The 25,156-nt window shown below is 71.6% G+C and carries 13 protein-coding genes and 1 rRNA gene; 10 read left to right on the top strand and 4 right to left on the bottom strand.

Annotated elements, in window-relative coordinates:
- The 5 genes from D7W81_RS23750 to D7W81_RS23730 form a co-directional block, all read left to right on the top strand.
- Positions 1-3,221 (top strand): carboxypeptidase regulatory-like domain-containing protein (locus D7W81_RS23750; RefSeq protein WP_120557680.1); only part of this gene is annotated, 3,221 nt, incomplete at its 5' end.
- 57 nt (positions 3,222-3,278) lie between these two features.
- Positions 3,279-6,008, top strand: coding sequence for a hypothetical protein (locus D7W81_RS23745; protein WP_120557679.1), 2,730 nt, complete (start codon positions 3,279-3,281; stop codon positions 6,006-6,008).
- A gap of 12 nt (positions 6,009-6,020) precedes the next feature.
- Positions 6,021-12,551 (top strand): HEAT repeat domain-containing protein, encoded by a 6,531-nt coding sequence (locus tag D7W81_RS23740; protein ID WP_120557678.1) that lies wholly within the window; start codon positions 6,021-6,023, stop codon positions 12,549-12,551.
- On the top strand, positions 12,548-14,407 hold the full coding sequence (locus D7W81_RS23735) for an SWIM zinc finger family protein (protein ID WP_120557677.1): 1,860 nt from the start codon (positions 12,548-12,550) through the stop codon (positions 14,405-14,407). The genes D7W81_RS23740 and D7W81_RS23735 overlap by 4 nt, the downstream gene beginning before the upstream one ends.
- 396 nt (positions 14,408-14,803) lie before the next feature.
- Positions 14,804-16,252, top strand: a complete 1,449-nt coding sequence (locus D7W81_RS23730; RefSeq protein ID WP_120557676.1) for a reverse transcriptase family protein — start codon at positions 14,804-14,806, stop codon at positions 16,250-16,252.
- A 7-nt stretch (positions 16,253-16,259) separates the two neighbouring features.
- Here the strand turns inward: D7W81_RS23730 and D7W81_RS23725 are convergent, their stop codons facing one another.
- Positions 16,260-17,237 (bottom strand): alpha/beta hydrolase, encoded by a 978-nt coding sequence (locus D7W81_RS23725; protein ID WP_120557675.1) that lies wholly within the window; start codon positions 17,235-17,237, stop codon positions 16,260-16,262.
- Between the two features lie 170 nt (positions 17,238-17,407).
- Here D7W81_RS23725 and D7W81_RS23720 point away from each other — a divergent pair, with 170 nt between their 5' ends.
- From D7W81_RS23720 to D7W81_RS23705, 4 genes are all read left to right on the top strand, one after another.
- Positions 17,408-18,931, top strand: a complete 1,524-nt coding sequence (locus D7W81_RS23720) for a GMC oxidoreductase (RefSeq protein ID WP_120557674.1) — start codon at positions 17,408-17,410, stop codon at positions 18,929-18,931.
- A 62-nt stretch (positions 18,932-18,993) separates the two neighbouring features.
- Positions 18,994-19,584 (top strand): TetR/AcrR family transcriptional regulator, encoded by a 591-nt coding sequence (locus tag D7W81_RS23715; RefSeq protein ID WP_120557673.1) that lies wholly within the window; start codon positions 18,994-18,996, stop codon positions 19,582-19,584.
- Positions 19,581-20,795, top strand: a complete 1,215-nt coding sequence (locus tag D7W81_RS23710) for a multidrug effflux MFS transporter (protein WP_120557672.1) — start codon at positions 19,581-19,583, stop codon at positions 20,793-20,795. The genes D7W81_RS23715 and D7W81_RS23710 overlap by 4 nt, the downstream gene beginning before the upstream one ends.
- Positions 20,796-20,841: 46 nt before the next feature.
- Complete coding sequence (locus D7W81_RS23705; RefSeq protein ID WP_158621672.1) at positions 20,842-21,726, top strand: class I SAM-dependent methyltransferase; 885 nt, start codon at positions 20,842-20,844, stop codon at positions 21,724-21,726.
- 34 nt (positions 21,727-21,760) lie between these two features.
- Here the strand turns inward: D7W81_RS23705 and lnt are convergent, their stop codons facing one another.
- Both lnt and D7W81_RS23695 read right to left on the bottom strand, forming a co-directional pair.
- Complete coding sequence (gene lnt, locus D7W81_RS23700) at positions 21,761-23,362, bottom strand: apolipoprotein N-acyltransferase (RefSeq protein ID WP_120557670.1); 1,602 nt, start codon at positions 23,360-23,362, stop codon at positions 21,761-21,763.
- Positions 23,359-23,988 carry a hypothetical protein gene (locus tag D7W81_RS23695; protein WP_120557669.1) on the bottom strand — a complete coding sequence of 210 codons (630 nt, stop codon included), beginning with the start codon at positions 23,986-23,988 and terminating at the stop codon, positions 23,359-23,361. The genes lnt and D7W81_RS23695 overlap by 4 nt, the downstream gene beginning before the upstream one ends.
- Positions 23,989-24,066: 78 nt before the next feature.
- On the opposite strand from D7W81_RS23695, the gene D7W81_RS23690 reads away from it, so the two are divergent.
- Entirely contained in the window at positions 24,067-24,924 is an 858-nt protein-coding gene (locus D7W81_RS23690; RefSeq protein WP_120557668.1) for a hypothetical protein, read from the top strand.
- Between the two features lie 123 nt (positions 24,925-25,047).
- Here D7W81_RS23690 and rrf read toward each other — a convergent pair.
- Positions 25,048-25,156, bottom strand: a 5S ribosomal RNA gene (rrf, locus tag D7W81_RS23685); the annotation flags it as partial.

Raw genomic sequence — 25,156 nt, 5'->3', positions numbered from 1 at the left:
CGCCGCCCCAGGGCGCCCTCCAGGTCCGGGGCCGCGTCCTCGACCTCCAGGGCACCCCCGTCGCCGGCATCGAGGTCTCCGCTTCCGTCGGCCTGCCCGGGGAGACCCTGACGGAGCTGCCGTGTGACACGGCCACCCCCGGCGTCACCCTGCTCTCGGAGGACTGCACCTCGTCCTCCGCCAGCCAGTGGGTCCAGGAGCTGGTGGAGGCCCACCGGGGCGGCGCCTTCGTCCTCTCGCGCACCACGTCCGCGCAGGACGGCACCTTCACCCTGGAGGGCCTGCCCGGGGGAAGGGTCACCCTCTGGGCCCTGGGCACACAGGGCGCCGGCATCCAGGAGGACGTCGTCACCGGCACCCAGGACGTGACGCTGGAGCTCGAGCCCAGCCACCCGCTCACCGGCCGCGTGGTGGACGAGGACGGCGCCCCGCTCGCCAACGCCCGGGTGAGCGTGCTGCACACCGGAACGGCGCGCTACTTCGAGACGAAGACCGGCGCGGATGGCCGCTTCTCCGTGGGTCCCCTGCCCGACGTGGATGCCTACGGCCTCCTCGCCGCCCACCCGGGACGGCTCACCGAGTGGAGGCAGGAGCTGGCCGCGGGCCCCATGGTGGAGGACGTGGTGCTGTACATGCCCCGGCGCATCGTGGGCACGGTGGTGGACGGCGAGCAGCCCGTCGCGGGCGCCACCGTCACGGAAGTCGACGGCGAGCGCGTCACCACCACCGACGCCCAGGGGCGCTTCACCTTCGACGGCCTGTCCCCCGGCGGCTACAGCCTGGAGGCGGAGCAGGGCGGACTCCAGGCGCGCGAAACGGTGACGCTCACGGAAGAGCAGCGCGAGGCCCCGGTGACGCTGCGCCTGGGCACCTCCTTCTTCGTCGAGGCCACCGTGCGCGACGCCGCCGGCAACCCCGTGGCCAACGCGGAGGTGAACGCCGACCTTCCGAGCGAAGCCGCCACGCGCTACGGCACGCCCTTCTTCCAGCCGCTCGGCACCACCGGCGCGGACGGCCGCGTGCGCCTGGGCCCCCTCGAGGCGCGCAGCTACAACTTCCAGGTGGTCGCGGACCGGATGCTGGACCTCACCGCGACCCGCACCGTGTCCGCCGGCGGCCCGCCGCTGGACTTCGTCCTCGCCCCCGCGCTCCTCGTGGAGGGCCACGTCACCGACACCGCGGGCAAGCCGCTGGCGGACGTCTCCCTGTCCCTGTATCCGCCGAAGCAGAAGCGCCTGGAAGGGGCGCCTCCGCCCGTGATGGCGCGCTCGCTCATCGTGATGCACGCTCCCCGCGAGAACCCCGTCACCTTCGACGCCACCTCCGACGCGGAGGGCCACTTCGCCATCAAGGTGGAGCAGCCCCTCTCCGGCACCCTCACCGTCGAGGCGGAAGGCTACCTGCCGCGCAAGCTCCAGGTCCGTGCCCCCACGTCCGGCCTGAAGCTGACCCTGGACGCGGGCGCCACGGTGAAGGGCACCGTGACCGGCTCGCGCGGCACGCCCGTCAACGAGGTGGACATCTCGCTGGTGAAGCAGAACGTGGACAAGCCCGCCCGCGAGGACGAAGCGCCCCCCGAGGAGTTGGCCGACGAGGACCCGGTCGACATCGAACGCGTCACCTTCGCGGGCAGCACGGGAGAGGACGGCCGCTTCGTCGTCCAGGGCATGCCCCCGGGCACCTATACCGTGTGGATGCGGGCCACCACGGGGGGCTACGAGCGCCTCCTGCCCGACCGCGTGGTGCTGCGCGGCGCGGAGACCGTGGACCTGGCGCTGCGCCTGGACCTGGATGGCCGCGTGGGCGGCATCGTCGTGGACGCGGAGGGCCGGCCCCTGGCGGACGTCGCCGTGGACGCCTCCGCGAAGGAGGACGAAGCCAGCAACGGCCGCTCGTACTCCCCCCTCTCCACGAAGACGGGCCCTGACGGCCGCTTCGTCCTGGAGCCGCTGGCGCGGGACTGGGACTACGAGTTGACGGCGATGAAGCCCGGCTACGCGCTGCCCCGGCCGCCCCGGAAGGACGACGCCGACGAGGACTTCGAGTTCGGCTCGGACGACGAATCCCCCGAGGACATGCGCGAGCGCATCGACCAGTGGATGGAGGACCAGGAGGGCCCCCGGGTCCTCGCCCGCGCGGGGAACATGGACGTGCGCATCGTCCTGGCCTTCCAGGGCCGCGTCACCGGCCGGCTGGTGAAGGCCGACGGCAAGCCCATCACCCGCTTCACCGTGAACGAGGAAGCGGTGCGCGACCCGAAGGGCGCCTTCACCGTCTTCGTGGACGAGCCCGGCCCCCAGCACCTCACCTTCGAGGTGCCGGGCCACGCCCTCACCCAGCGCGACGTGGACGTCCCCGCGGGCCGCGACGTGGACCTGGGCACCGTGCGCGTGGACGCGGGCCGTGTCATCAAGGGCCGCGTGATGGACGACGCCACCGGCACCCCGCTGGCCGGCGTGCGCGTCTCCCTGGCGCTGCCCCAGGAGGACGTGGCCAACGCGGAGCACGCCGAATCCTTCGCGGACGTCATCACCAGCCTGGACGGCACCTTCCAGCTGCCCGCCGTGGAATCCCGGCCGTACGTGCTCACCGTGCAGGAAGCGGAACACGCGTCGCTCGAGCGCAGGGTGGGGCCCAACGAGGACACGCTCGAACTGCGTCTCCCCTCCACCACCCGCCTGGAGGTTTCGGTGCGGGACGAACGCGGCCAGCCCATCTCCGTCCCCCTGACCGTCACGCAGAAGGCGGATCCGGAGATGCCGATCATCGCCATGGCGCACAACGGCGTGGCCCAGTTCCGCGACCTGGACCCGGGCGACTACCTGGTGAAGCTCTCGGGCATGTCCCCCCTGACCGTCATTCCCAGCCTCGTGCACGTCGAGCCGCAACGCGTTACCCGGCTGGACCTTCCGGTGATGACGAAGGGCACCACGCTGAGGCTGCGATGGGGCGAGCACGGGCAGCAGGGCACGCCCTTCCTCATCCCTGGCCGCGTCCCTGCACCGCCCGAGTCCCTCTCGCTCAAGGAAAAGCTGTGGCTGCGCGAACAGGCCCTCATTCCGGAGATGTCGCGCGCGGATGTCTGGGCGCGCCTGCCTCCCGGGCCCTACACGCTTCTCGTGTTGCGAGCACGTGAGGGACGCTGGCTGTCCTACCGCCAGGACGTGACGGTGGGCCCGGGCGACGAGCAGGAGGTGGAGGTGCCCACGCTGCCGTGGTGACGAGGCGGGTCCAACATGCCTCGCGGGACAGGGGAGCTGTGTTAAACCCCACACCCCATGACCCCGAGCGACGCGCTGAGCGCAGCAGACCTCGAACGTCTGGCCAGGGCGGAGGCACCAGACCTGGCCGAGGCCGTGCTGGCCTTCCTCGACCAGCCGGACCGCACGTCGGACGCGCCGCTGCCGCAGGGCGCGCTCTCCTTCGACGCGCTGAAGCAGCTGCTGGAGCAGGCGCGCGCGAGCGGCGACAAGCCCGGCCGCCGCAAGGGTTCGCATGAGGCGTGGCAGCGCTTCCTCGCGCAGAAGGACGTGCCGCAGCCGCCGCGCCTGGCGCTCGCGGACCTGCTGGTGTCCCTGTACGAAAAGAACACCGAGCCCGCGCGCGCCGCCCTCATCGCGCTGGTGAAGGAAGCGCCGCTGAAGTTCGGCCTGTGGGCGGGCCTCAAGCGCATCTACAAGCTGTCGGAGGCGCGCCACGACGCGGAGATGTTCGGCGCGCTGGCGTGGCGCTTCGACACGGAGCGCGGCGGGCGTCGCCACCGCGAGGTGGGCGGCGGCACCCTCACCTACCTCCGGCGCCGCGCCTGGCGCTTCCTGCGCCACCTGGGCGCCGCCGTGCCGGAGCTCTACCCGCAGTTCGCGGTGGAGGTCCTCCGGCACTACGAGCCGGACACCTCCTGGATGCAGTGCTGGGTGGCGAACCACGTCTGGGCGCACAACAGCAAGGGCTACTCCGCGGTGGGCTTCCCCATCCAGCCGCCCAACGACATGGTGAAGCAGCGCATGTATCCGGACGCGTGGAAGCGCTCGCCGGACGCGCTGATGCGCCTGTTGGACACGTGCCAGTCGGACCCGGCCGCGAAGTTCGCCATCCAGGGCCTGCGCAAGGACCACCCGGAAGCGCTGCGCAAGGTGACGCCCGCGTGGCTGGACCGGCTGGCGCGCCGTCCGCTGGGCACCGCGCACGACTTCCTGGTGGAGACGCTCCAGGGCTCGCCGGACTTCCACCAGGGCAAGCTGCGCGCGGCCGGGCTGCATGAGGCCGTCCTCGCGCTGCTCTTCTCCCCCAGCGACAAGGCCCGCGCCTACGCCATCGAGTACGCACGCGGCCACGCGCAGGACCTGGCCGCGGACCGGCTGGCGGACCTGGTGGAGAAGGGCGAGGACGACGTGCAGAAGTTCGCCGCCGCCGCCCTGGAGAAGCACAAGCCGCGCGACCTGGGACTGCCGCTCCTGGGCCGGCTGCTCGTGTCCAAGCCCACCGCGGCGTTCGCGGCGAAGTCGCTGGAGCAGTCCTTCGACCGCGCGGAAATCACGCACGACTTCCTGCGCGAGCTGCTCTGGGGCAAGCAGGAGCAGCTCAACTGGGCGAAGAACTACGTCTCCACGAAGTACGCGGCCGGGGAGATGCCGGCGGACTTCTGGAAGGTGGCGCTGACGGAGGCGAAGCAGCGCTCGTCGCGCCAGCGCATCGTGGAGGACACGGCGATGAAGGCCCTGTCCGCGTACAAGCCGGCGGACATCGGGCCGGAGTGGATCCTGGACCTGGTGGCGCACCCGCGCCTGGGCCGTCAGGCGGCGCAGTGGCTCACCCGCGCGGACAGCCTGCCGGGCCTGGACGTGGAGCGGGTGAAGGCGCTCGTCTTCAACAGCAAGTTCCGCGGCACGGCGCTGGAGCTGCTGGGCAACCGCAAGCTCTTCACCGCGCGGCAGCTCACGGTGCCCTGGCTGCTGGCGCTGGCGCGGCGGGCCGACCCGGAGCTGCACGACTTCGCGCACCGCTACCTCCTGGCGAACGTGGTGCCCGCGGACTTCAGCGACACGGGTGACGCGGACGCGGGCCTGGAGCGCCTGTTCGACCTGGCGCTGGGCGCGAAGCAGCCGCCGCCGGTGCGCGCGTTCGCGCAGATGTACCTGCGCTGCCACCACCCGGGCATCGGGCCGGAGCAGCCGGAGTCCAAGTCCTACGAACTGCGCCCGCGCGCGCCGCGCAAGGCGTACTCGGCGGAGCGGCTGTGGCCGGCCCTCTTCGACGCGCGCGACGACGTGCGCCGCTTCGCGCTGACCATCGCCCGCTCGGAACTGCGCGCGTGGGGCTACCACACGCGCGTGTACGAGCTCGCGGACTCGGACGCGAAGGAGATCCGCAACCTGGCCTACGACGCCCTGCTCAACGCGGGCGAGCCGGGCGCGGACGCGCGCCACACGTTGCAGCCGGACGAACTGGACGCGGGCAAGGTGTTCGCGCTCACGGAGTCCACCAAGCGCAGCACGCGCGAAGTGGCCGTGGAGCTCATCCGCCGGCACTACGCGCGGCTGGGCGGCGCGGAGCGTCTGTCCGGCCTCATGCAGAGCGCGGACCGCGAGGTGGGCCTGTTCGCGGTGCGGCTGCTCTGGGAGAAGCACCGCCCCCTGCACCTGCCGGAGGGCTGGAAGCCCGCGGGCGGCGGCAAGGACGAGCGCGAGGCGGGCGGTACCACGCGCTTCAGTGACGTGGAGGCGCTGCGCACGTTCCTGCGGCGCATGCTGTTCGGCCTGCCGCCCGGGCGCGCGAAGGAAGCGCGTGAGGGCGACGTGCAGCGCCGGCTGTCCGCGAGCGTGGCCAAGCGCCGCGTGGTGGAGCTGGTGCGCGACCTGGGCCTGGAAGACGAGAGCTTCGCCCGCGTGGTGGCGCCCGTGCTGGGCGAGTTCACCGGCTCCGTGGCGAAGGGCGAGTGGCAGAGCTGCCTGGCCTCGCTGGTGCAACTGCATGCGGCACATCCGGGCGTGCAGCTCGGCGGCATCTAGGACAACGACACCATGGCCAACCTCTCCATCGGCAACATCGAGAAGGTCCGTGCGCTCGCCGCCAATGCGCGCCTGCTGCTCGTGGGTGGCACGCGCGCCGCCGCGGACAGCCGCCTCACCGCGTATGACGCCGCGAACAACAAGGTCCTGTGGACCAGCCCGCTGCCTGCCCACGTGCTGGGCCTGGCGCTGTCCGGCGAGCAGTTCGCCGCGGCGGGCGCGGACGGCACGGTGCGCTTCGGGTCGCTCACCGACGGCACGGTGAAGTTCCAGCTCCACAACGCGCACCCGGGCGGATGCACGGCGGTGGCGGCAAGCCCGGACGGCAAGGTGCTCTACACGGCCGGCATGGACGGCTTCGTGCGCGCCTGGGACTGGGACAGCACGAAGAAGCTCAAGGAGTGGAGCGCGTCGTCGCAGCCGCTGCGCGCCGTGGCGGTGGACCCCACGCACACGTACGTGGCCTGCGCGGGCGATGACAGCGTGGTGCGTTCGTTCACGGTGGCGACGGGCGCGCGCCGGGACATGCCGGGCCACGAGGGCGCCGTGCGCGCACTGGCCTTCACGCCGCGCGACGGACGGCTCGTCTCCGCGGGTGACGACGGGAAGCTGCGCATCGGCTACCTCGTCGGCGCGGTGGAGTTCGAGGTCCGCGGCGACAAGGACAGCGGCCACGCGGGCTCCGTGCTCGGGCTGGTGTTCCCGCCCACGCCGCAGGCGGAAGCCGGACAGGACCCCGCGGAGCGCATCGCTTCCGTGGGCAGCGACGGCAAGCTGAAGGTCTGGCGGCTGGACGAGCGCCGCAAGCCGCGCACCTTCGAGCTGGGCACCAAGGGCCTGCACGCGGTGGCCTTCGCGCCCCCGGCGAACCCCCGCCAGGCGAAGCAGCTGCTGGGCTACGTCTTCGTGGGCGGTGAGGAGCGCCGCGTCACCCGCATCACGCTGGGCACGGACGGCAAGCCCACGGACGAGACGACGGCGTACGGGCACGGCTTCGACGTCCTCAACGAGGCGCTGAAGGCCGCCCTCCCCCGCCGCGAGGCCGCGGTGAAGGAGGCGGTGGCGCTCCAGGAGCCGGAGGCGCTGGAGTTCGTGCTCGGCGTGCTGTCCTCGGACAAGGACGTCGTGGCGCGCAGGCTGGCGGCCACGGAGCTGGGCAACCACGGCCGCACCGCTGCCCGGGCGAAGCTGCGCGAGCGCCTCAACGACGACGACAAGACGGTGCGCGCCGCGGCGCTGGACGCGCTGGTGAAGCTGGAGACGGAGTCCCCACTCGCGGCTCCGCGAGCCGCGCTGGACTCGCGCTTCGTGGACACGCGCGTGCAGGGCCTGCGCCTGCTGGCGAAGCTGGGCAGCGCGTCGCCGCTGGTGCCGGGGCTCATCGCCAGCAAGCTGCCGGACACGAACGCGGAGGTGGGCACCGCCGCGCTGGACGCGCTCACCACCGTGTCGCCCAAGGGCAGCACGGAGCCGCTGAAGCTCGCCTTCGAGCGCGGCCCCGCGGCCCTCAAGGTGGAGGTGCTGCTGCGCGCGTCGGTGGCGGGCCTGCTGGGCGACCCGCGCCTGCAGCCGCTGGTGGCACGAGCGCTGGACGACGCGGACCGGGACGTGCGCCGCGTGGCCTTCGCGGTGCGAGTGCTGGAGCGCCGGCCGCTGGCCGCCACGCTGGAGGCGAAGGACGAGGAGTTCGCGCGCACGGTGCGGGAAGTGACCCGCATGCTGACGCTCCAGTCGAAGCGCACGGCCGGAGACGCGGAGGCGAAGTTCAACACCGACGCGGAGCTGGCCGCCTCGCGTGAGCAGCTCTTCGGCAAGGCCGCCGCTGGGACGGCGCTGACGGAAGCGGACCTGGAGCCGCTGCTCGCGGCCATGGCGTGCCGCATGCCGGACACGGCCGTGCGCGGGGCGCGCGTGCTGGCGCAGCTGGGTGACGGCCGCGCCCTGGGCGCGCTGCTCCAGCTGTCGCGCGAGGACGACGCCGCCATCCGCCGCGAGACGGCCACCGCGCTCCAGGCGTTGCAGGACCCGCGCGCCCGCGAGCGGCTGGTGTGGATGCTGGACGACGCGGACGGCGACGTGCGCGCGGCGGCGTTGACGGCCGTGGTGGCGCTGGACTCGGACGCGCCGCTGTCCGCCGCGGAAGCCGCGCTGCGCTCCGGCCACGAGGACGTGCGCGTGCGCGGCCTGGACCGGCTGGTGAAGCTGGGCGCGAAGGCGGAAGGCGCCGAAGGGCTGCTGGGCGACGCGCTGGAGGACGAATCCGCCAAGGTGCGCGGCGAGGCCTTCCGCACGCTGTGGGCGTGGAATGACAAGGAGCCGGTGAAGGCGCTGGACCGCGCACTGGCGGGCCGCTTCCCGGACCTGCGCACCCGCGCGGTGGAAGTGCTCGCGCAGCGCGGCACGGACGACTGGGCGCTGGAGCGTCTGAAGAAGTCCGTGGAGGACCGCGACGCCAGCGTGGCCACCGCCGCCTACGAGGCGTGGGTGAAGCTGGCCGGCAAGGAGAAGCCGGAGCCGCACCTGGCCGCGCTCAACACCACGCACCCGGCCCTGCGCGAGAAGGCCGCCAAGGCCGCCGTGCACGCCCCGGCGGAAGCCATGCGCTCCGCGCTGCTCAAGCGCGTGCAGGACGAACACCTGGACGTGGCGTTCGCGGCGCTGGAGTCGCTCGACAAGCTCATCCCGAACGAGAACGGGCCGCTGCTCGCGGGCATCGCGGCGACGGCGCTGCCGGTGCGCGTGCGGGCCGCGGAGCTGCTCGCCCCGCGCGGCGCGGAGGACATCATCGAGCCCATGCGCGGGCTCATCACGGACAAGGACCTGGAGCGGATGTACCCGCCCGGCTTCCTCGTCCCCCTGCGCGTCCGCGCATCGCGAGCGCTGGCCACGTTGGGCTCGCGGCGCCTGCTGGGCTTCTACGCCACCACGCTGCTGCCCCACGAGGTGACGGACCTCCAGGAGCAGGGCGCGCGAGGCCTCGCCACCGCGAGCCGCCGTGGCGACGAAGGTGCGCTGCTGGATGCGCTGGGCCACTCGCTGGTCGCGGCGCGTTCGTGGGCGGCGGACGGCCTGGCGCGCCTGGGTGACGTGCGCGCGCTGCCGGTGCTCACGGGGAACCTGCGCCATGAGCACCTGCCCATCCGGCTGGGCGCCATCCTCGCCTTCGCGGCCCTGGGCCCCGAGGGTGACGGCGGCCTGCTGCACGGCCTGGAGGACTCCGCGCGCGAAGTGCAGGAGATGGTCTTCGCCATCGTGCTCGCGCGGGACCTGCGCGCCAGCCGCGAGGGTGGACCGCCGGACCTGCTGACGAGCGCGCTGTCCAGCGGCCGTCCGGAGGTGCGCTACGCCGCGGCCCGCGCGCTGGAGCTGCGCACAGAGCCGGAGGCGTACAGAGCCCACCTGGTGGAGGTGCTGCTGCCGCCGCGTCCGGAGAAGGCCGGCGACATGAAGGACTGGCCCGCGGAGGAAGAGCGGGCGAAGCGCGTGATTGGCCTCGCCGAGGCGCTCTCCAGCGGCCAGCCGGAGCAGCGCTACGCGGCGGCCCAGGTTCTGCTGCTGCGCAACAAGCCGCTGGACTACTTCCGTGAAGCGCAGAAGGTCGCGCGGCCCAGCTCGCTCCAGGCCCCGTGGAAGCCGGAGACGGCCCAGGGCGCCGCGCACGTGGTGCAGCCCTCCACGCCGGAGAAGCAGGGCACGGCCTCCGCCACGGGCAAGAGCTGGCTGCGCCGCCTCTTCTCCGCGGTGAAGCCGCCGGAAGGCGCATCGGCGACGCCGCAGAACGCGATGCAGGCGGAGCGTCAGCACCTGCGCCGCCTGGCGTTCGGCGCCTACGTGGGCCTGCTGCGGCAGGTGACCGCGGGTGACGAAGAGGGCCACCGCGTTCGCCGCGACGCCGTGGACCGGGTGGTGAAGCTCACGCAGGAAGGCTACGCGGGCACGTCCGCCGCGGTGGCCGCCCTGCTGCGCGCGTTGGAAGACCCGCACCAGCTCGTACGCCGGGCCGCGCTCGCGGGCCTCAAGGAGCTGTACCCCGCCGGCAGCGACGAGCCGCTGGCGCTGGCCCTCGCGTCGCTGGCCCCGGACGTGGCGCGCGCGGCGCTGGAGGAACTGGCGGAGCGCGGCGACAAGGCCCGCCCGCGCGTGACCGCGGCGCTCAACTCGCCGCTGCCGGAGGTGCGCAAGTCCGCCTTCGAGCTCCTGGAGAAGCTGAGCCCGCCGGGCAGCCTGGATCCGCTCCTGGCCGCGCTGGGCAGCGAGCACGCCGACCTGCGCGTGGGCGTCATCGAACGGCTCGCGGGAGCCAACGACTCGCGCGTCACGGAGGCCCTGGGCCGCGCGATGGGCAGCGAGCACGAGGACCTGCGGCTGCGCGCCGCGGAGCTGCTCGCGTTCCGGGGTGACGACCGCGCCGTGGAGGTGCTGGGCACCTTCCTGCGCTCGGAGACGCCGGCTGTCACGCGCCGTGCACAGGAGGCCCTGGCGCGCCTGGGGACCTCCGCCGCCGTGGCCGCCATGGCCGCGCGCCTGTCGGTGGCCACGGAGATTCCGGAGCGCACGAAGCTGGTGGCCGCGCTGGGCCGCACCCACCGCGCGGACGCGCTGGACGTGCTCGCGCGCCAGAGCGTGGAGGACGAAGCTCCGTCCGTGCGCCTCGCCTGCGTGACGGCCGCGATGCAGCTCACCTGGCCGCCGGAGCAGGAGAAGCTCGACGAGGACGAGCGCGAGCTGAAGAAGCGCGACGCGGCCCTCGCGGTGCGCTTCCTGCGTGTGGCGGTGAAGAGCCAGGACCCGGAGGTCCGCAAGGCCGCCGCTCGCGAACTGGAGCACGGCAAGAGCGAGGGCCAGGACGCGCTGCTCGTCCAGCTCTTCAGCGACCGCGACGTCACCGTGCGCGCGGCGGCCGTGGAGCACTACTCGAAGCGGGTGGTGGAAGAGGGCGCGGCGGTGGAGCCGCTGGAGGAGATCCTCCGCGCCGGAGCCCGGGAGCTGATGCTGCCCGCGGCGGAAGGCGTGGCGCACCAGCGTCGGGCCAGCGCCCTGCGTCCCCTGCTCCTGTATGCGCGCGCCGGTGAGCCGCACGAGCGGGGCCGCGCCCTGCTCGCGCTCGGCACCCTGGGCGACGTGCGCGCCCTCTCCGAGCTGGAGACGGTGGCCAACGGAGGCACCCCGGACGCGCCGGCGGAAGAGGACATGGTGTTCGCCGCCATCGAAGCGCTGGGCCGGCTCGCGAACCGGATGCCCGATGGCGAGGACCGCCGCCGCGTCGAGGAGAAGGTGGAAGCCGCGGCCACGGACGGCAACGCCTCCCAGCGCCAGGAAGCCGGCGTGCGTGGCCTGCGTGCCCTGGGTGGAGAGCGCGCCCGGGTGAAGCTGGAGGCGCTGCTCGCCGACAGCGACACGGACGACGACGTGCGCCGCACGGTCGCGGAGGAGCTGGGCAAGTTCGGAGACACGGCCGCGGAAGCCGCGCTGGCCGCCGCGCTGAACGAGGAGGACGACGACCTGCGCGCCGCCGCACGCAAGGCGCTGGACGTGCTCTTCCCGAAGGAGCGCACGCGGGTGGAGTTCCTCGCCGTGCAGAGCGAGCACGAGGACATCTCCGAGCCCGCCGCCACGTACCTCGCCAGCGAGGGAGACCCGGCCCTGCTCGTGCCCCGCCTGGCCACGCTGGACAACGCGGAGCTGCGTCTCCGTCTGCGTCGAGGCCTGGCCCGCCGGGGAGCGATGCCCGTACCGGAGGTCGTCGCCCTGTTCGGCCACGACAAGCCGGAGGCGCGGGAAGAAGCCGCGCGGCTCGTGGGCACCTGGACGGGTGACGCACGCGAAGCCGGAGCTGTGGACACGGCCGCACTGACCCGCGCGCTCGTTGCCGCCGAACGGCGCACCGCCGCCGCCTGGGCCACCGCGCAGCCGCCGAAGAAGGACCCGCTGGCCGCCGCCTGGGAGCGCCTGCTCTGGGCAGGCTCACGGCTGGGCGCGAAGGAGCTGGTCGCGACGTCCGCGGAGATTCTGCGCAAGGGCGAGGCCCAGGCCCCCGCCGCCGTGCGCCAGGAAGCGGCGCGGGTGCTAGGACGGATGAAGGCCACGAACGAAGCGCAGGCCCTGCGCACCGCACTGGGTGACCCGGACGCGAACGTGCGCTCCGCGGCCGCGTCGGTGCTGGCCGCGCTGGCACCGGAGCAGTCCTCGGCCTGGGCGCTGGAGGTGAAGCCCTTCGACCCGGTGGCCCTGGGCCCCACGGGCGCGAAGGTGCCGGCGTCCGCGCTCACGGCCAGCGAGGCCCGCAGGCTCGCGGTCCCCGCGCTGCTGGCGAAGAAGGACCTGGAGCCGCTCAAGCCCGTGGCCGCCGACGCGAAGCCGGAGGTGCGGCAGGATGCCTGGGCCGCGCTGGGACGGCTGGGCGGAGACGAAGCCGCGGCGCTGCTGAAGACGGCGGCCTTCGACAAGTCGCAGTCGGTGGAGCTGCGCAAGGCGGCCTACCGCGCCCACAAACGTGCACGCCGGGCCGCTGAGCGCGCCCGGAAGGAAGGTCAACCGTCGTGAGCACCGCAACCGCACGTCATCCCGTCGCGCTGAGCTACGCCGCGCAGAGCGACGTGGTCGTCACGCCGGACGCCTCGCGCGTGCAGCTGGCCCTGGAGGGCTCGCGCGGCACCGTGGGCGTCAGTGGCCAGGTGAAGGACCCCACCCTCTTCCGCGACGCGCTGGCCGCCGCCTTCGCGGTGCTCTCCAGCGACCTGCGCTACCGGGGCCGCGACCGCACCGCGTACCTCGCGTACCTGATGAAGCAGGGCAAGCGCGCCAGCGCGCAGATCTGGGAAGCGCAGAAGTCCTTCCTCGACAACGCGCTGGAGGGCGAAGAGAAGAAGGACGCCGTCCTGGACCCCGTCCTCACGGTGGATCCGGATCAGGTCTCGCTGGAGGTCTTCTCCCGCGACGAGAGCGCCTACGCGCGCCTCGCCTTCGACAACAGCCTCTTCGACAAGCGCGAAGCCGCGCACGGCTCCACCTTCCTGGACGTGCCGCAGGACCTGCCCGCCCGGCTGGACCGCCTGCGCGCCTACGCCCCGGTGGTGCTGGAGGCCCACGTCGCCCCCGCCGCGAAGGCCGCGCCCGCCACGGAGCCGCGAGCCCCGCGCACGGTGGAGGTCCCCCACGCGTGGCTGCGAGGCTTCCTCCAGGTGCAGTCCGCCGCGACGCTGCCGGCCACCACCTGCTCCATCGCGCCCATCGACCTGTACAACCTGCTCTTCGCGCTGCGCACCCGCCGCTCGAAGAAGGCGCCCCGCGCGCTGCGCTTCGAGCTGGTCCCTGGAGCCCCGCCCCGCCTGGTGCTGGAGCCGTGGGAGCAGGTCCTGGAGTGTCACGGCGGCCCGTACACCGGCAGCGCGCCCGCGGTGGTGCGCACCTTCGGCCGTCAGCGCCTCGCCGCGCTCGCGCGCCTGTTGCCCCACGCGAAGAGCGTGCACGTGCAGCTGCTGGGTCCGGGCCTCCCGGTGTTCTGGGTCATCGACCTGGGCGTGGCAACGCTGACGCTGGGGCTCACGGGCTGGACGGAGAGCGGCTGGTCCAGCGCCGCCGCCTTTGACGCGCTGATGCCGCGCGACGTACCGGAGGGTCTGGCGGAGAAGCTGCGCCTGCGCCTGCGCCAGGACGGTCCCCTCCCCTTCGACGTGCTGACGAAGGACGCGGGAGCCCCGAAGGACCAGGTCCGCGCCGCGCTCCAGCTCGAATGCCTCCGGGGCCGCGTCCTCTTCGACGTGGCGCGAGGCACCTACCGCCCGCGCGAACTGATGCCCACCCCGGTGGACGAGGCCGCGCTGCGCTACGGCAACGAGCGCGAAGCCCGCGCCCACCGCCTGCTCGGCGACGGCGGCCCCGGCTCGGGAGAGGTGAAGCTCACGCAGGTGCACGACCTGGTGGGCGAAGGCACGCGCATCCAGGGCGAAGTCGTGGACCGCGAGGCCGTTCGCAGCTTCTTCCCCAGCTTCACCATGGATCTGGAGGGCCGCGTGAAGGACGCGGGCTGCGGCTGCCCGCACTTCCGCCGCTCCGGCCTGCGCGAAGGCCCGTGCGAGCACATGCTCGCGCTGCGCCTGGCGTACGCGCGCCGCCGCGCCGAGGAAGAGGCGCTGCGCCAGACGCCCGAGGGCCGCAAGCTCATCCGCGCGGAGACGCGCGCGTACGTGCGCCGGGACCCGGCCACGGGGCTGGAGCAGGTGTATCGCGTGTCGCTGGACGGCAAGGTGGTGGCCCTCACGTGGGGGCCGCGCCTGGGCGACTCGCGCCACCAGCGCCTGTGGTTCGACTCGGACACGGAAGCCCGGACGGCGTACTTCAGCCGTTTGGAGAAATTGACCGCGGACGGCTACATCGACGCGGCCTCGACTCTGGTGTAAACCCTCAACCAACGGCCCGGCCGCCGACGGGGCGGCTGGAAGGACGCGGGTGCCGGACGACAACTGAATAGCGAGTAGTCGAGAGAGGTCTGGACTGCATCAGCCTCAGCGCCTCGAGCGCGGGAGCGGCGTTGCGCCGCTCTGGTTGAAATGCTGGACACTCTCCGCAAGGTAGCCTGTTCTTGGCTCTCTCCCTCCGGTGCACTGGTGCCCGGGTGGGAAGCGGAACCAACGACGCAGCCGCCGTTTTCCCACCCGGGCACCAGTGCACCGGAGGGGAGAGCCGGTGAGGCTACCGTGCCCCAGGTGAGCTGGTGGTGCCTTCCTGGCCTCCCTCGACTACTCGCTTCGTCCCGCACCCCGCCCTGAGCCGCCGCGCCCGTCGAAGGTACCTCGATGACCGCCAAGCTGGAGTCGTTCGTCCCCGCCGCCCCGCCGCAGGCCGCTCCCGAAGCCGCGCCCGCAGCAGCTGCCCCCAACACCGCCGCGAAGCGCGAGGCCGCCAAGGCCGCGCACGACGCCCTCCTCACGCGCTGGAAGGCCATCACCGAGGCCGGCAGCGCGGATGAATGGGTGCAGGCGCAGCTCGTGGCGAAGGGCGCGCTCGCGGACGAAGTCGACTTCTCCTCGCTGAAGGAGAAGGAGAAGAACGCCTGGAAGGAGAAGAAGAAGGCGGAGGCGGTGGAGCGCCGCGCGCTGGAGCGCCAGGCCCACGAGGCGTGGAAGGCCACGCATGTGAACCACCTGGGCGTGGGCATCCACTGGAACGAAGCGGGTGGACCCGACAAGTTCGACCTGGAGCACCGCGAGGAGCGCGCGCGCCAGAACGGCCTGCCCACGCTGGACTCGGCGGAGGACCTGGCGAAGGCGCTGGGCCTGACCGTGTCCAAGCTGCGCGGCTTCGCGTTCCACCGCGACGTGGACACGGGCTCGAACTACGTGTCGTGGCGCATCCCCAAGCGCACGGGCGGCGAGCGCACCATCACCTCGCCCAAGCCGGAGCTGAAGGAAGCGCAGCGCTGGGTGCTCTCCAACGTCGTGGAGCGGCTGCCGGTGCACGGCGCGGCGCACGGCTTCGTGGCGGGGCGCTCCATCCTCACCAACGCGCTGGCACACCGGGGCGCGGACGTGGTGGTGAAGGTGGACCTGAAGGACTTCTTCCCCACGGTGACGTGGCGCCGGGTGAAGGGCCTGCTGCGCAAGGGCGGCCTGCCGGAGAACACGTCCACGCTGCTGGCGCTGATGTCCACGGAAGCGCCGCGCGAACGGATGTCCTTCCGGGGCAAGACGCTGCACGTGGCGAAGGGGCCGCGAGCCCTCCCGCAGGGCGCGCCCACGTCGCCGGGCATCACCAACGCGCTGTGCCTGCGCATGGACAAGCGGCTGTCGGCGCTGTCTCGCAAGCTGGGCTTCACGTACACGCGCTACGCGGACGACCTGACCTTCTCCTGGACGAAGGCGAAGGCCCCCAAGGCCCGCCGGGCGCAGGGAGCCCCGGTGGCGGTCCTGCTCGCGCGAGTGACGGACATCGTGGAGGCGGAAGGCTTCACGGTGCATCCGGACAAGACGCGAGTCGCCCGCAAGGGCAGCCGTCAGCGCGTGACAGGGCTCGTGGTGAACGAGGCCAAGGAAGGAACCCCCGCCGCCCGGGTCCCGCGAGACGTGGTGCGCCGCCTGCGAGCCGCCATCCACAACCGGCAGAAGGGCAAGCCCGGCCGCGAGGGCGAATCGCTGGACCAGCTCAAGGGCATGGCGGCGTTCCTCTACATGACGGACCCGGTGAAGGGCCGCATGTACCTGGACGAGCTCGCCAAGCTCGAAGCCGCTCCGCCCGCCCAGGCGTAGCGCGGAACTAGCGGGCCCCCGCTTTCTTCTTCCGTTGGGAAGGCTTCTTCGCCGGAGCCTTCTTCTCCACGGGCTTCTCCACCGCGGGAGCCTCCCCCTCCACGGGCTTCAACGCCGTGTCCGCGAACTCCAGCAGCCGGCGCGGATACTCCCGCGGAGCAGTCGCGGTGAAGTTCCCATGCGACGCGCCAGGAATGCGCCACGTCTGGGCATACGGCGCGACGTGAGTGAACAACTCATCCAGCAGCGGCTGTCCGGACTCCTCCGTCCCCGCGACGATGAACAGGGGCCGGGGCTTGATGCGGTCCACGGCATCAATGGTCCGCACCTCCTCCAGCGCGATGCCCCGCCGCCAGAACGGCACCAGCGCTCCCGACTGCGTCACCACGCCGAAGCGCCGGAAGTCATACGCCGCCGCCAGCCGCAGCGTGTTGAACGGAGACAGCAGCACCACCGCCGCGACCTGCGGATCCTTCGCCGCGACCTCCGCCACCGCCGCGGACCCGATGGAGAACCCCAGCGCCCCCACGCGCGCGGAGTCCACGTCCGGCTGCGCCCGCACGTACGCCAGCGCCGCGCGCACATCCTGGCGCTCCTTGTCACCCCAGGTGGACGTCTCGCCCCCGCTCTGCCCATGCGCGCGCAGGTCGAACAGCAGCACGCCATACCCCGCGTCGCGCAGCACCCGGGCCTCCGGCAGCAGGTCCATGCGTGTCTGCGACAAGCCATGCGCCAGCACCCACGCCGCCCTGTTCCGCGAAGGCACGTACCAGCCGCGCAACTCCACCCCATCGTCCGTGCGCAGCGTCACCTCGCGCGCGGATCCAAAGTCCTCGGGCAGCACCGCCGCCGGCTTCGGATAGTGGAAGTACTGCTCGGAGCGCCACGCCGCGCGGCCGCTCAACGCCAGCACCACCAGCAGCAATGGCAACACCAACACCCCCAGCACCCGCCCCCACCGGATCCGCTTCAACAGACCAGCCATGTCCGCCCCTCTCCGAGAGCAAGCAACCTGCACCCGAGCGGAAGCCACCGCCCCGGGCTTGTGTTGGCACCCTCCAAACCCTTAGACCCTATAGGCGCCAACAGGCCCCTGGTTTACAGTTTAGGCGAACTTTAGCAGCGGCGGCAGACTGACCGTCCGGGTGAGCAGGCATGAAGACGACGAAGACGGTCTACGACGCGGTGGTGGTGGGTTCGGGGGCCTGCGGAGGTTGGGCGGCCAAGCAACTGACGGAGGCAGGGCTCCAGGTGCTGGTGCTGGAGGCGGGCCGCAGCGAGAAGGCGGACCGCGCGCTCCACCTGATGCACCGCGTGAAGCAGAAGCTGGGCTACCGCATCGAGTCGGACGCCAGCCGCAAGTCGCGCCAGTCCGTGCAGGCCACGAGCTTCGCCTGGCCCTTCCATCCGCACGCCTTCGTGGATGACGTGGACAATCCCTACACGACGCCGGACGACGCGCCGTTCGCCTGGATTCGCGCGCGGCAGGTGGGCGGGCGGACCGGCGTGAGGAGCCACGGCCGCCAGTTCTACCGGCTGTCTGACTTCAACTTCCACGCGGGCAGCCTGGACGGGTTGAGCCCGGACTGGCCGCTGTCGCACGCGGACCTGGCGCCGTCCTACGAAATCGTGGAGCGGTGGATGGGCCTGCGAGGCAACTCGGACGGCGTGGACACGCTGCCGGACTCCGTCTTCTCCGGCCCCGCGCCGCTGTCGCCTGGAGAGGTCCGCCTGCGTGAGAAGGTGAAGGCCCGCTGGCCCCAGCGCCACGTCGTCGCCCGCCGGACCGCGAACGCGCCGGTGACGCTCCCCGCGGCGCTGAAGACGGGACGTCTCACGCTGCGCTCGCACGCCATCGCCAGCCACATCCTGCACGACCCGAACACGGGCCGGGTGACGGGGGTGTCCTTCATCGACGCGAACAACGGCACCTCGGAAGAGGTGCGCGCGAAGGTGGTGGTGGTGTCCGCGGGCACCATTGAATCCACGCGGTTGCTGTTGCACTCGCGCAACCGTGCGTTCCCGGACGGCCTGGCCAACAGCTCGGGGCTCGTGGGCCGGAACCTGATGGACCACATCTACCTGCGAGGCATCGAGGCGCGGATGAACCTGCCCTCGCACCTCCATCAGAAGGAGCACGGCTGGGCGTACGTCCCCCAGTTCCGCAACGTCAGCGAACGCCACCCGGACTTCGCGCGAGGCTACGGCGTGCAGGTGTTCACCTTCGACGACCAGATGCACATGGTGCCCTTCGGCGAAATGATCCCGCGCCCGGAGAACCGCGTCACGCTGAGCGACAAGGTGAAGGACCGCTGGGGCATCCCCGCGGCGCACATCGAGTGCCGTCACTCGGACAACGAATTGAAGATGACGGAGGACGCGGCGGCTTCCTGCCTGGAGATGCTGGAGGAGGCGGGCTGCACGGTGGAGCAGGTCAACAAGACGCTCTCCCATCCGGGCATGGCCATCCACGAAGTGGGCACCGCGCGCATGGGCAAGGATCCGAAGACCTCCGTGCTCAACCCCTTCAACCAGAGCTGGGACGTGCCCAACCTCTACGTCATGGACGGCGCCTGCTTCCCCTCGCAGGGCCCGCAGAACCCCACCCTGACCATGATGGCCCTCACCGTCCGCGCCTGCGCCCACCTGGTGGGCGAACTCAAGGCCGGCCGCCTCTGACGTCCCTTGCGTGACCAGGGTGGGGAGATTAGTTACCAACCAGTAACTAATCTCCCGCGCCCATGTCCCGCCCCCCTCGAGTCCTCGATCCGGAGATCGACGAAGCCGCCCGCGCCGTGTTCCTGGCGCAGGGCCCCTCCGCGCCGCTGCAGGACATCGCGAAGCGGCTGGGCATCTCCCAGGCGGCGCTGCTGCACCGGGTGGGCACGAAGGAGGCGCTGATGTCGCGAGCCCTCCGCCCCGTGCCCCCCACCGCGCTCGCGTTGCTGGAACCCGGGCCGAGCGGCGACGTCTCCCTCGAGGACCAGCTCCTGGAAGCGCTCCTGCACCACCGGGACTTCCTGCGGCAGCTCGTCCCCTGGTTGTTCGTCTTGCACTACTCGGTGCTGGGCGGAGCAAGGGCCATGCATCTGGAGACGCCGCCCCCCGTCGCGCTGCGAGAGGGCGTGACGAAGTGGCTCGCCCGGGCAAAGCGTTCCGGAAGGGTCGACCTGGCCGAGCCCGCGGTCGTGGCGGAAGCGCTCTGTGGAGCGCTGGAGGCCCGCTGTTTCAACGCCCACGTAGGGGGAGCCACCTACGCCCCCGGTGAGGACGAAGCCGTCCTGCGCCAGCTCATCCGCGTGCTGATGCCGCGGAAGAGGACCCCAAAATGACGACCGCCACGCCCAGGCCCGCCCGCTCCACGGAGGGCCCCGGGTTGATCCTCCTCCTGGGAGCGCTCATCGGCTTCGGGCCGCTGTCTATCGACATGTACCTGCCGGCGTTCCCCGCCATTGGCGAATCGCTGCACGCGACCGCCGGAGAGGTGGAACGCACGCTGGCGACGTTCTTCGCGGGGCTCGCGGTGGGGCAGCTCTTCTCCGGCCCGGTGAGTGACCGGTTCGGCCGCACGAAGCCGCTCTACGTGGGACTGGTGCTCTACGTCCTGGGCTCCATCGGCTGCGCGTCCGCGCCCTCGGCGGAGGTGTTGGCGGCATGCCGGTTCGTGCAGGCGCTGGGCGGCTCGGTGGGCATGGTGACCACGAGGGCCGTCGTCCGGGACCTGCACTCGGGAGCAGCGGCGGCGCGGATGATGTCGCGGCTGGTGCTGGTGATGGGCCTGGCGCCCATCCTGGCCCCGCTGCTGGGCGGCTGGGTGCTGCGAGCCGCGGGCTGGCGCGCCATCTTCGGAAGCCACGCCGTCATTGGCCTCATCGCCTTGGGAGCAGCCTTCGCCATCCTGCCGGAGACAGCGCCCCCGAAGAGCGGCGCCTCCCATTCCAAACCCTTTCAAGCCATGTGGAGCATCACGAAGGCGCCGGACTTCCTGGGGCCCGCGCTGGCGGCGGCGCTCGCGCAGGCGGGAATGTTCGCGTACATCGGCGGTTCGCCCTTCGTGTTCATCACGCTCCACGATGTGAAGCCTGAGCACTTCGGCTGGTTCTTCGGAGCGAACGCGGCGGGACTGGTGGCGGTCTCGCAGCTCAATCACTGGCTGCTGGCGCGCTCCTCGCCGGAGCAGGTGTTGAAGCAGGCGGTACGCATCGCCGCGCTCGCGGGGCTGGCGCTGGTGACGGTGGCATCGACAGGCTTCGGAGGACTGTGGGGCATCGCGCTGTCGCTGTTCGTATTCGTCTCCAGCCTGGGTGCCATCACGCCCAACGCGACGGCGCTGGCGATGGAGCAGCACGCGAAGCAGGCCGGCATCGCGTCAGCGGTACTGGGGGCCCTCCAATTCATGCTGGCGGCCGGAGCCTCCGCGGCGGTGAGCGCAAGCCACGACGGCACCGCGAGGCCCATGGCCTTGGGAGTCGCCATCGCCGCCCTGCTGGCGCTGGGAGCCCTGGGCCTTGCCAGGCGGGCAGACACGAGCCCTGCGTCCTGAGAGGGATTGACACCATGGAATGCCACACCCGATGGTGCGGTCCACGATGCTTGCTCCCTTCTACGCCGCCTGTCCTGTCTGCAAGGAAACCGGGTCCCGTCCGGTCGTTGCGTTCCGAGAGCTGAGCTACGGCCGCTGCACGGGCTGTGGGCTCATCTACAAGAGCGAGCAACAGCCGGGCCTGGGCGACGGCTACGAGGAGAAGTACTTCAAGCACAACCGTGCGAAGTACCTGAGCCGCTGGGACCACCGGGTGCGCAAGTGCCTGCGTCAGGTGCTGGTGTGCCTGGAGTACGCGCCGCACGCGAAGGACCTGCTGGATGTGGGGTGTTCCGCGGGCTACGTGCTGGAGGCAGCGCAGCGCGCGGGGTTGAAGGCCACGGGGCTGGACTACTCCCAGTTCTCGGTGAACCTCTGCCGCGAGCGTGGCTACACCGCCGAGTACGGCTCGCTGACGCAGATGCCGTTCCCGGATGCGTCCTTCGACATCATCACGCTGAAGCACACGCTGGAGCACGTGGACCAGCCCATGGACGGGCTGCGCGAAATCCAGCGCGTGCTGAGGCCCGGAGGCGTGGCGTTCGTCATCGTGCCGGACGCGGCCTACTACAAGATCATCGTGATGCCCCGGAAGGGCCGTTCATTCCGGCCGGACCGGCGCGGCTGGCAGCACCATGTGTACTTCTACGAGCACAACCTCGCGGACGCCTGCGCCAGGGCCGGCATGGAGCCGGTGAAGGCAGGCAAGGACATCCTGCGCCGAAGGCTGGCAAAGGGTCTGCGAGCCCCGTACGAATACGCACGCTTCGCCTTCCTCTGGGCCTGGGTCCAGGTCTGCCGGCTGACCCACCTGCGGAGGGAGATCCAGGTCATCGCGAGGAAGCCAGAGGCAGACGTCCGGCTCCCGGCCCGGAACGCCGAAGCCGCCTGAAGACGGGGCCGCGGTCCTCACATGGGACTCGGGCCTATGACGGGACGACGTGGCGTCGGCTCCACACGCTCAGCACCACAGCCAGCACGAGCGCCACGGGCCCCAACCAGTCCCCCCATGCGCCAGCGAGCGAGCTCAGCCGCTCCGCCGCCGGCACACGCATCACGGTGCTGGCGCGCTGGTTGTCCTCCAGCTCGGAGGTCCACGTCCCCGCGGGGTCGATGAACGCGGAGATGCCAGAATTGGTCACCCGGACCTGGGCCGTACGCGTCTCGATGCTGCGAAAGGCCGCATGCATCAGGTGGAGCCGGGGCGCGGGAGTGCCGGAGAACCAGGAGTCATTCGACAGCGTGAGGAGCAGGTCCGCCCCCTGGCGAACCTCCGCGGCGACGTAGTTGGGAAAGAGCGCCTCGTAGCAGATGAGCGGAGCGACCTTGAGGACACGTCCGCCGTTCAGCCGGAAGTCCACCAACCGGGGCCCAGGACCGCGCTTCCATCGGCCGGTCCACGGCAGCCAGGCGCGCAGCGCGGGAGTGTCCACCGCGTCCGGAACCCACTCGGTGAGCGGAAACAGCATCGTCTTCCGGTACGCGGCCTGCGCCAGCTCACCCGTCGCGGAAGGACCCAGGAACAAGGCGGCGTTGAACTCGCGTTCGCCATCCAGGTCGTACGTTCCGAACACCAGCGGAACACCGCGCTCCGCGACCCAGGCGCGGATCTCATCATCGAGCGCCTCCCCGTCCTCGCTCTTCGGAGTTCCGAACGTCGTCGGATACACCGTCTCCGGCCACACCAGCAGGTCCACAGGCGCCGAGCGCAGCAGCGCATCCGACATCGCGTAGTGCGTATCCAGGATGTTGCGAACGACTTCGTAGGTGCCCTGCTCCGCGGCCAGCTTCTCGATGTTGGTGATGTTCGCCTGCACCGCGCCCACCACCAGGGACGGAGCCGAGCGCACCGCCGCGCGCACCTGCCCCAACCGAACCTGTCCGTAGCCCCAACCCGTAAGCGCCAGCACACCAGCCAGGACCACCGGCCCGAGCCGCAAGGCCCGTCGCGAGACCAGCCCCTGCGCCACCGAGACGAAACACTCGTTGATGAGCAGCAGCCCCAGCGTGAGTCCTGGAGCGCCCGCCACGTCCGCCCCCTGGCGCAAAGTCTCCGAGGCATAAAGCCCATGGCCCAGCGTCTCGGCGAACAGCTTGGGCGTGAACCACTCGGTGCCCACGTACACGAGGGCCGTGAGCAAGGGAGGCAACCAAGCAAGGCGCGGCGCATCCCCCACCTGCCGGCGCGAATACCACCGTACCCAAGCGGCGGTGAGGAACTGGAGCTCCAGCACGGGCGCGATGAGGAGGAACACGCCCCAGCACAGCCACACCGGGGCACGCGAGTACGCGGCAATGGCCCCAGGGAACCAGCCGAACACGACCGCGGTGAACGTCACCGACAGCAGCGCGCCCAGAAGTACCGCGCCACGGGAGGAACGGGCGCGATCCACCGCCGCAAGCCACGGCGCCATGGCCACCGCGCCCAGCCACACCCAGCCCGGTTGCAGTTGTCCGAACGCCGCGAACAGGGCGGTGGTCGCCGCGACGCCCACGAGCGCCCCGGCCCACCCCTTCCCAGACGTCACTGGGAGTCCTCGTCCTCGACAGGAATCTCCAGCAGCCGGTGAGGCATGCCGGGGGGCGCCAGTTCCTCGGGCACCACGCGGTTCTCGGGAATGGGGATGAGCTGCCCGTTGGCGTCCCTGGGCGTGAAGTCCGGATGGAACATCAGGATGGCGGCGAGCGGCTGGCCGTTATCCGTCGCCTGATAGTGACGCATGAAGCCAGGGGGCAGCTCGAAATCATCGGGGACGACGAGCCCGCGCTTCAGCGGCTTGGTGCCGCGCTGATACAGGGCCGTCCCGGTTTTGCCCTCCGGCGGGGGCGGCTCATCGGCGGACATGGGAGCAGGCTCCTCCACGGGCGTGGGCGCGGCGACAGGGACCGCGGCGGGGCGCACGGAAGGGCGCGACGGCTCCACTGAAGGAGCCACCGGTGCAGGGCGCGCGGCCACCACGATGGGAGGAAGGTCCTCGACAGGAACAGGACGGGAGAGCCACCACAGACAAAGCCCCACGCACAGGCCAGTCACCGCGGTGGCGCCACCAATGAGCCAGGGGCCCACACCGCCGGAGGTCTTGTGCGAGGGCGTCACCCGCGTCACGCCATCGGAATCCGTGCGACGCTCAGGGCCAGGCTGCGGGGAACGCATGTTCTGGGGGCCTCCAGGGTGCATATGCTACGGAAGCCGCGCGCATCGAGGCAATGCGCGCGCGGCCATGCCCCTACCATGACCGTCGACGCGTCCGGCCCCTTCCCCGTTCACGCCTTCACACCCCGGCTGCGCGCCCTGGGAGCGGTGCTGCACGCTCTGGTGTTGAGCACGCTCTGCTATTTCACCGCGCTGCTGTTCAAGGACGTCCTCGAGGGCACGCAGACGCTGCTCCCCGGACCGCTGGCAACGGGACTCGCGGTCGGAGGGTTGCTGCCGCTCATCGCGCTGCGTTTGTTGCACCTGGGCACGAGGGCCACGGTCACGGTGCGTCCAGAGGGTTTGCTACTCACGCAGCACGGGGGCGCGCACTTCGAGATTCCATTCGAAGCACTGGAATCCGTCCGCCCCTGGCACCTGCCCATTCCTGGCCCCGGGCTCACGCTGCGACTGCGAACGGGACGCGCCTTTGACTACGGGTTGGAAGTGCAGGCGCCCATGCCCCTCCTCGCGGCGCTGGGCACGATGGGGGAAGCGCGTCACGATCCACGGGTCAGGTACGCGCAGGCACGCAGCGAGAAGTGGCGCCGGCACTGGTACGACCAGGCATTGAAGTACGGCCTGGTCCCCGGAGCACTCGCGGGCATCTTCTTCCGAGCGCACCAATACATCTCCTTCGGCGGTCCGTTCGGAGAGCTCCAGATGTACGGATGGACGGCGTACCTCATGTCCTTCGCGCGCACCTGGCTGCCCGTGTTCCTGGCGCTGTTGTTGTTTGGCTGTTTCTGGAGGGCCTTTGCGGAAGCGCTCTGTTTCAGCGCCGCATGGCTGGGTCCCCGCTGGGCACGCAACGTCCGCATCGGCGCGGAGTGGACCTGCCGAGCGCTCTATTACGTTGCCCTGCCAGCGTTTCTCGCAGCGCGCCTGCTGGGTTGAGCCGCAAAGACAGCCACCCGCGAGCGGGGGATCAGCGCTCAAGCCAGGTCCCGCGGCGGGAGAAACAAGCCCGCAAAGACAAAAGCCCCTGGCGCCTTGCGGCGACAGGGGCTTTCAAAAAGAATCCGGCAGCGACCTACTCTCCCACGCGGTTTCCCGCGGAGTACCATCGGCTCTGGAGGGCTTAACTTCCGTGTTCGGGATGGGAACGGGTGTGACCCCTCCGACATTG

The organism is Corallococcus aberystwythensis (assembly GCF_003612165.1).
Classification (GTDB): Bacteria; Myxococcota; Myxococcia; order Myxococcales; family Myxococcaceae; genus Corallococcus; species Corallococcus aberystwythensis.
This window is presented reverse-complemented; position numbering and strand designations above follow the sequence as displayed.

Coding starts and splice junctions, on each gene's coding strand:
- D7W81_RS23695 (WP_120557669.1), bottom strand. CDS start 23,988: ATGCGTTCCCCGCAGCCTGGCCCTGAGCGTCGCACGGATTCCGATGGC.
- D7W81_RS23740 (WP_120557678.1), top strand. CDS start 6,021: ATGGCCAACCTCTCCATCGGCAACATCGAGAAGGTCCGTGCGCTCGCC.
- D7W81_RS23730 (WP_120557676.1), top strand. CDS start 14,804: ATGACCGCCAAGCTGGAGTCGTTCGTCCCCGCCGCCCCGCCGCAGGCC.
- D7W81_RS23705 (WP_158621672.1), top strand. CDS start 20,842: ATGCTTGCTCCCTTCTACGCCGCCTGTCCTGTCTGCAAGGAAACCGGG.
- D7W81_RS23690 (WP_120557668.1), top strand. CDS start 24,067: ATGACCGTCGACGCGTCCGGCCCCTTCCCCGTTCACGCCTTCACACCC.
- D7W81_RS23710 (WP_120557672.1), top strand. CDS start 19,581: ATGACGACCGCCACGCCCAGGCCCGCCCGCTCCACGGAGGGCCCCGGG.
- D7W81_RS23720 (WP_120557674.1), top strand. CDS start 17,408: ATGAAGACGACGAAGACGGTCTACGACGCGGTGGTGGTGGGTTCGGGG.
- D7W81_RS23725 (WP_120557675.1), bottom strand. CDS start 17,237: ATGGCTGGTCTGTTGAAGCGGATCCGGTGGGGGCGGGTGCTGGGGGTG.
- D7W81_RS23745 (WP_120557679.1), top strand. CDS start 3,279: ATGACCCCGAGCGACGCGCTGAGCGCAGCAGACCTCGAACGTCTGGCC.
- D7W81_RS23715 (WP_120557673.1), top strand. CDS start 18,994: ATGTCCCGCCCCCCTCGAGTCCTCGATCCGGAGATCGACGAAGCCGCC.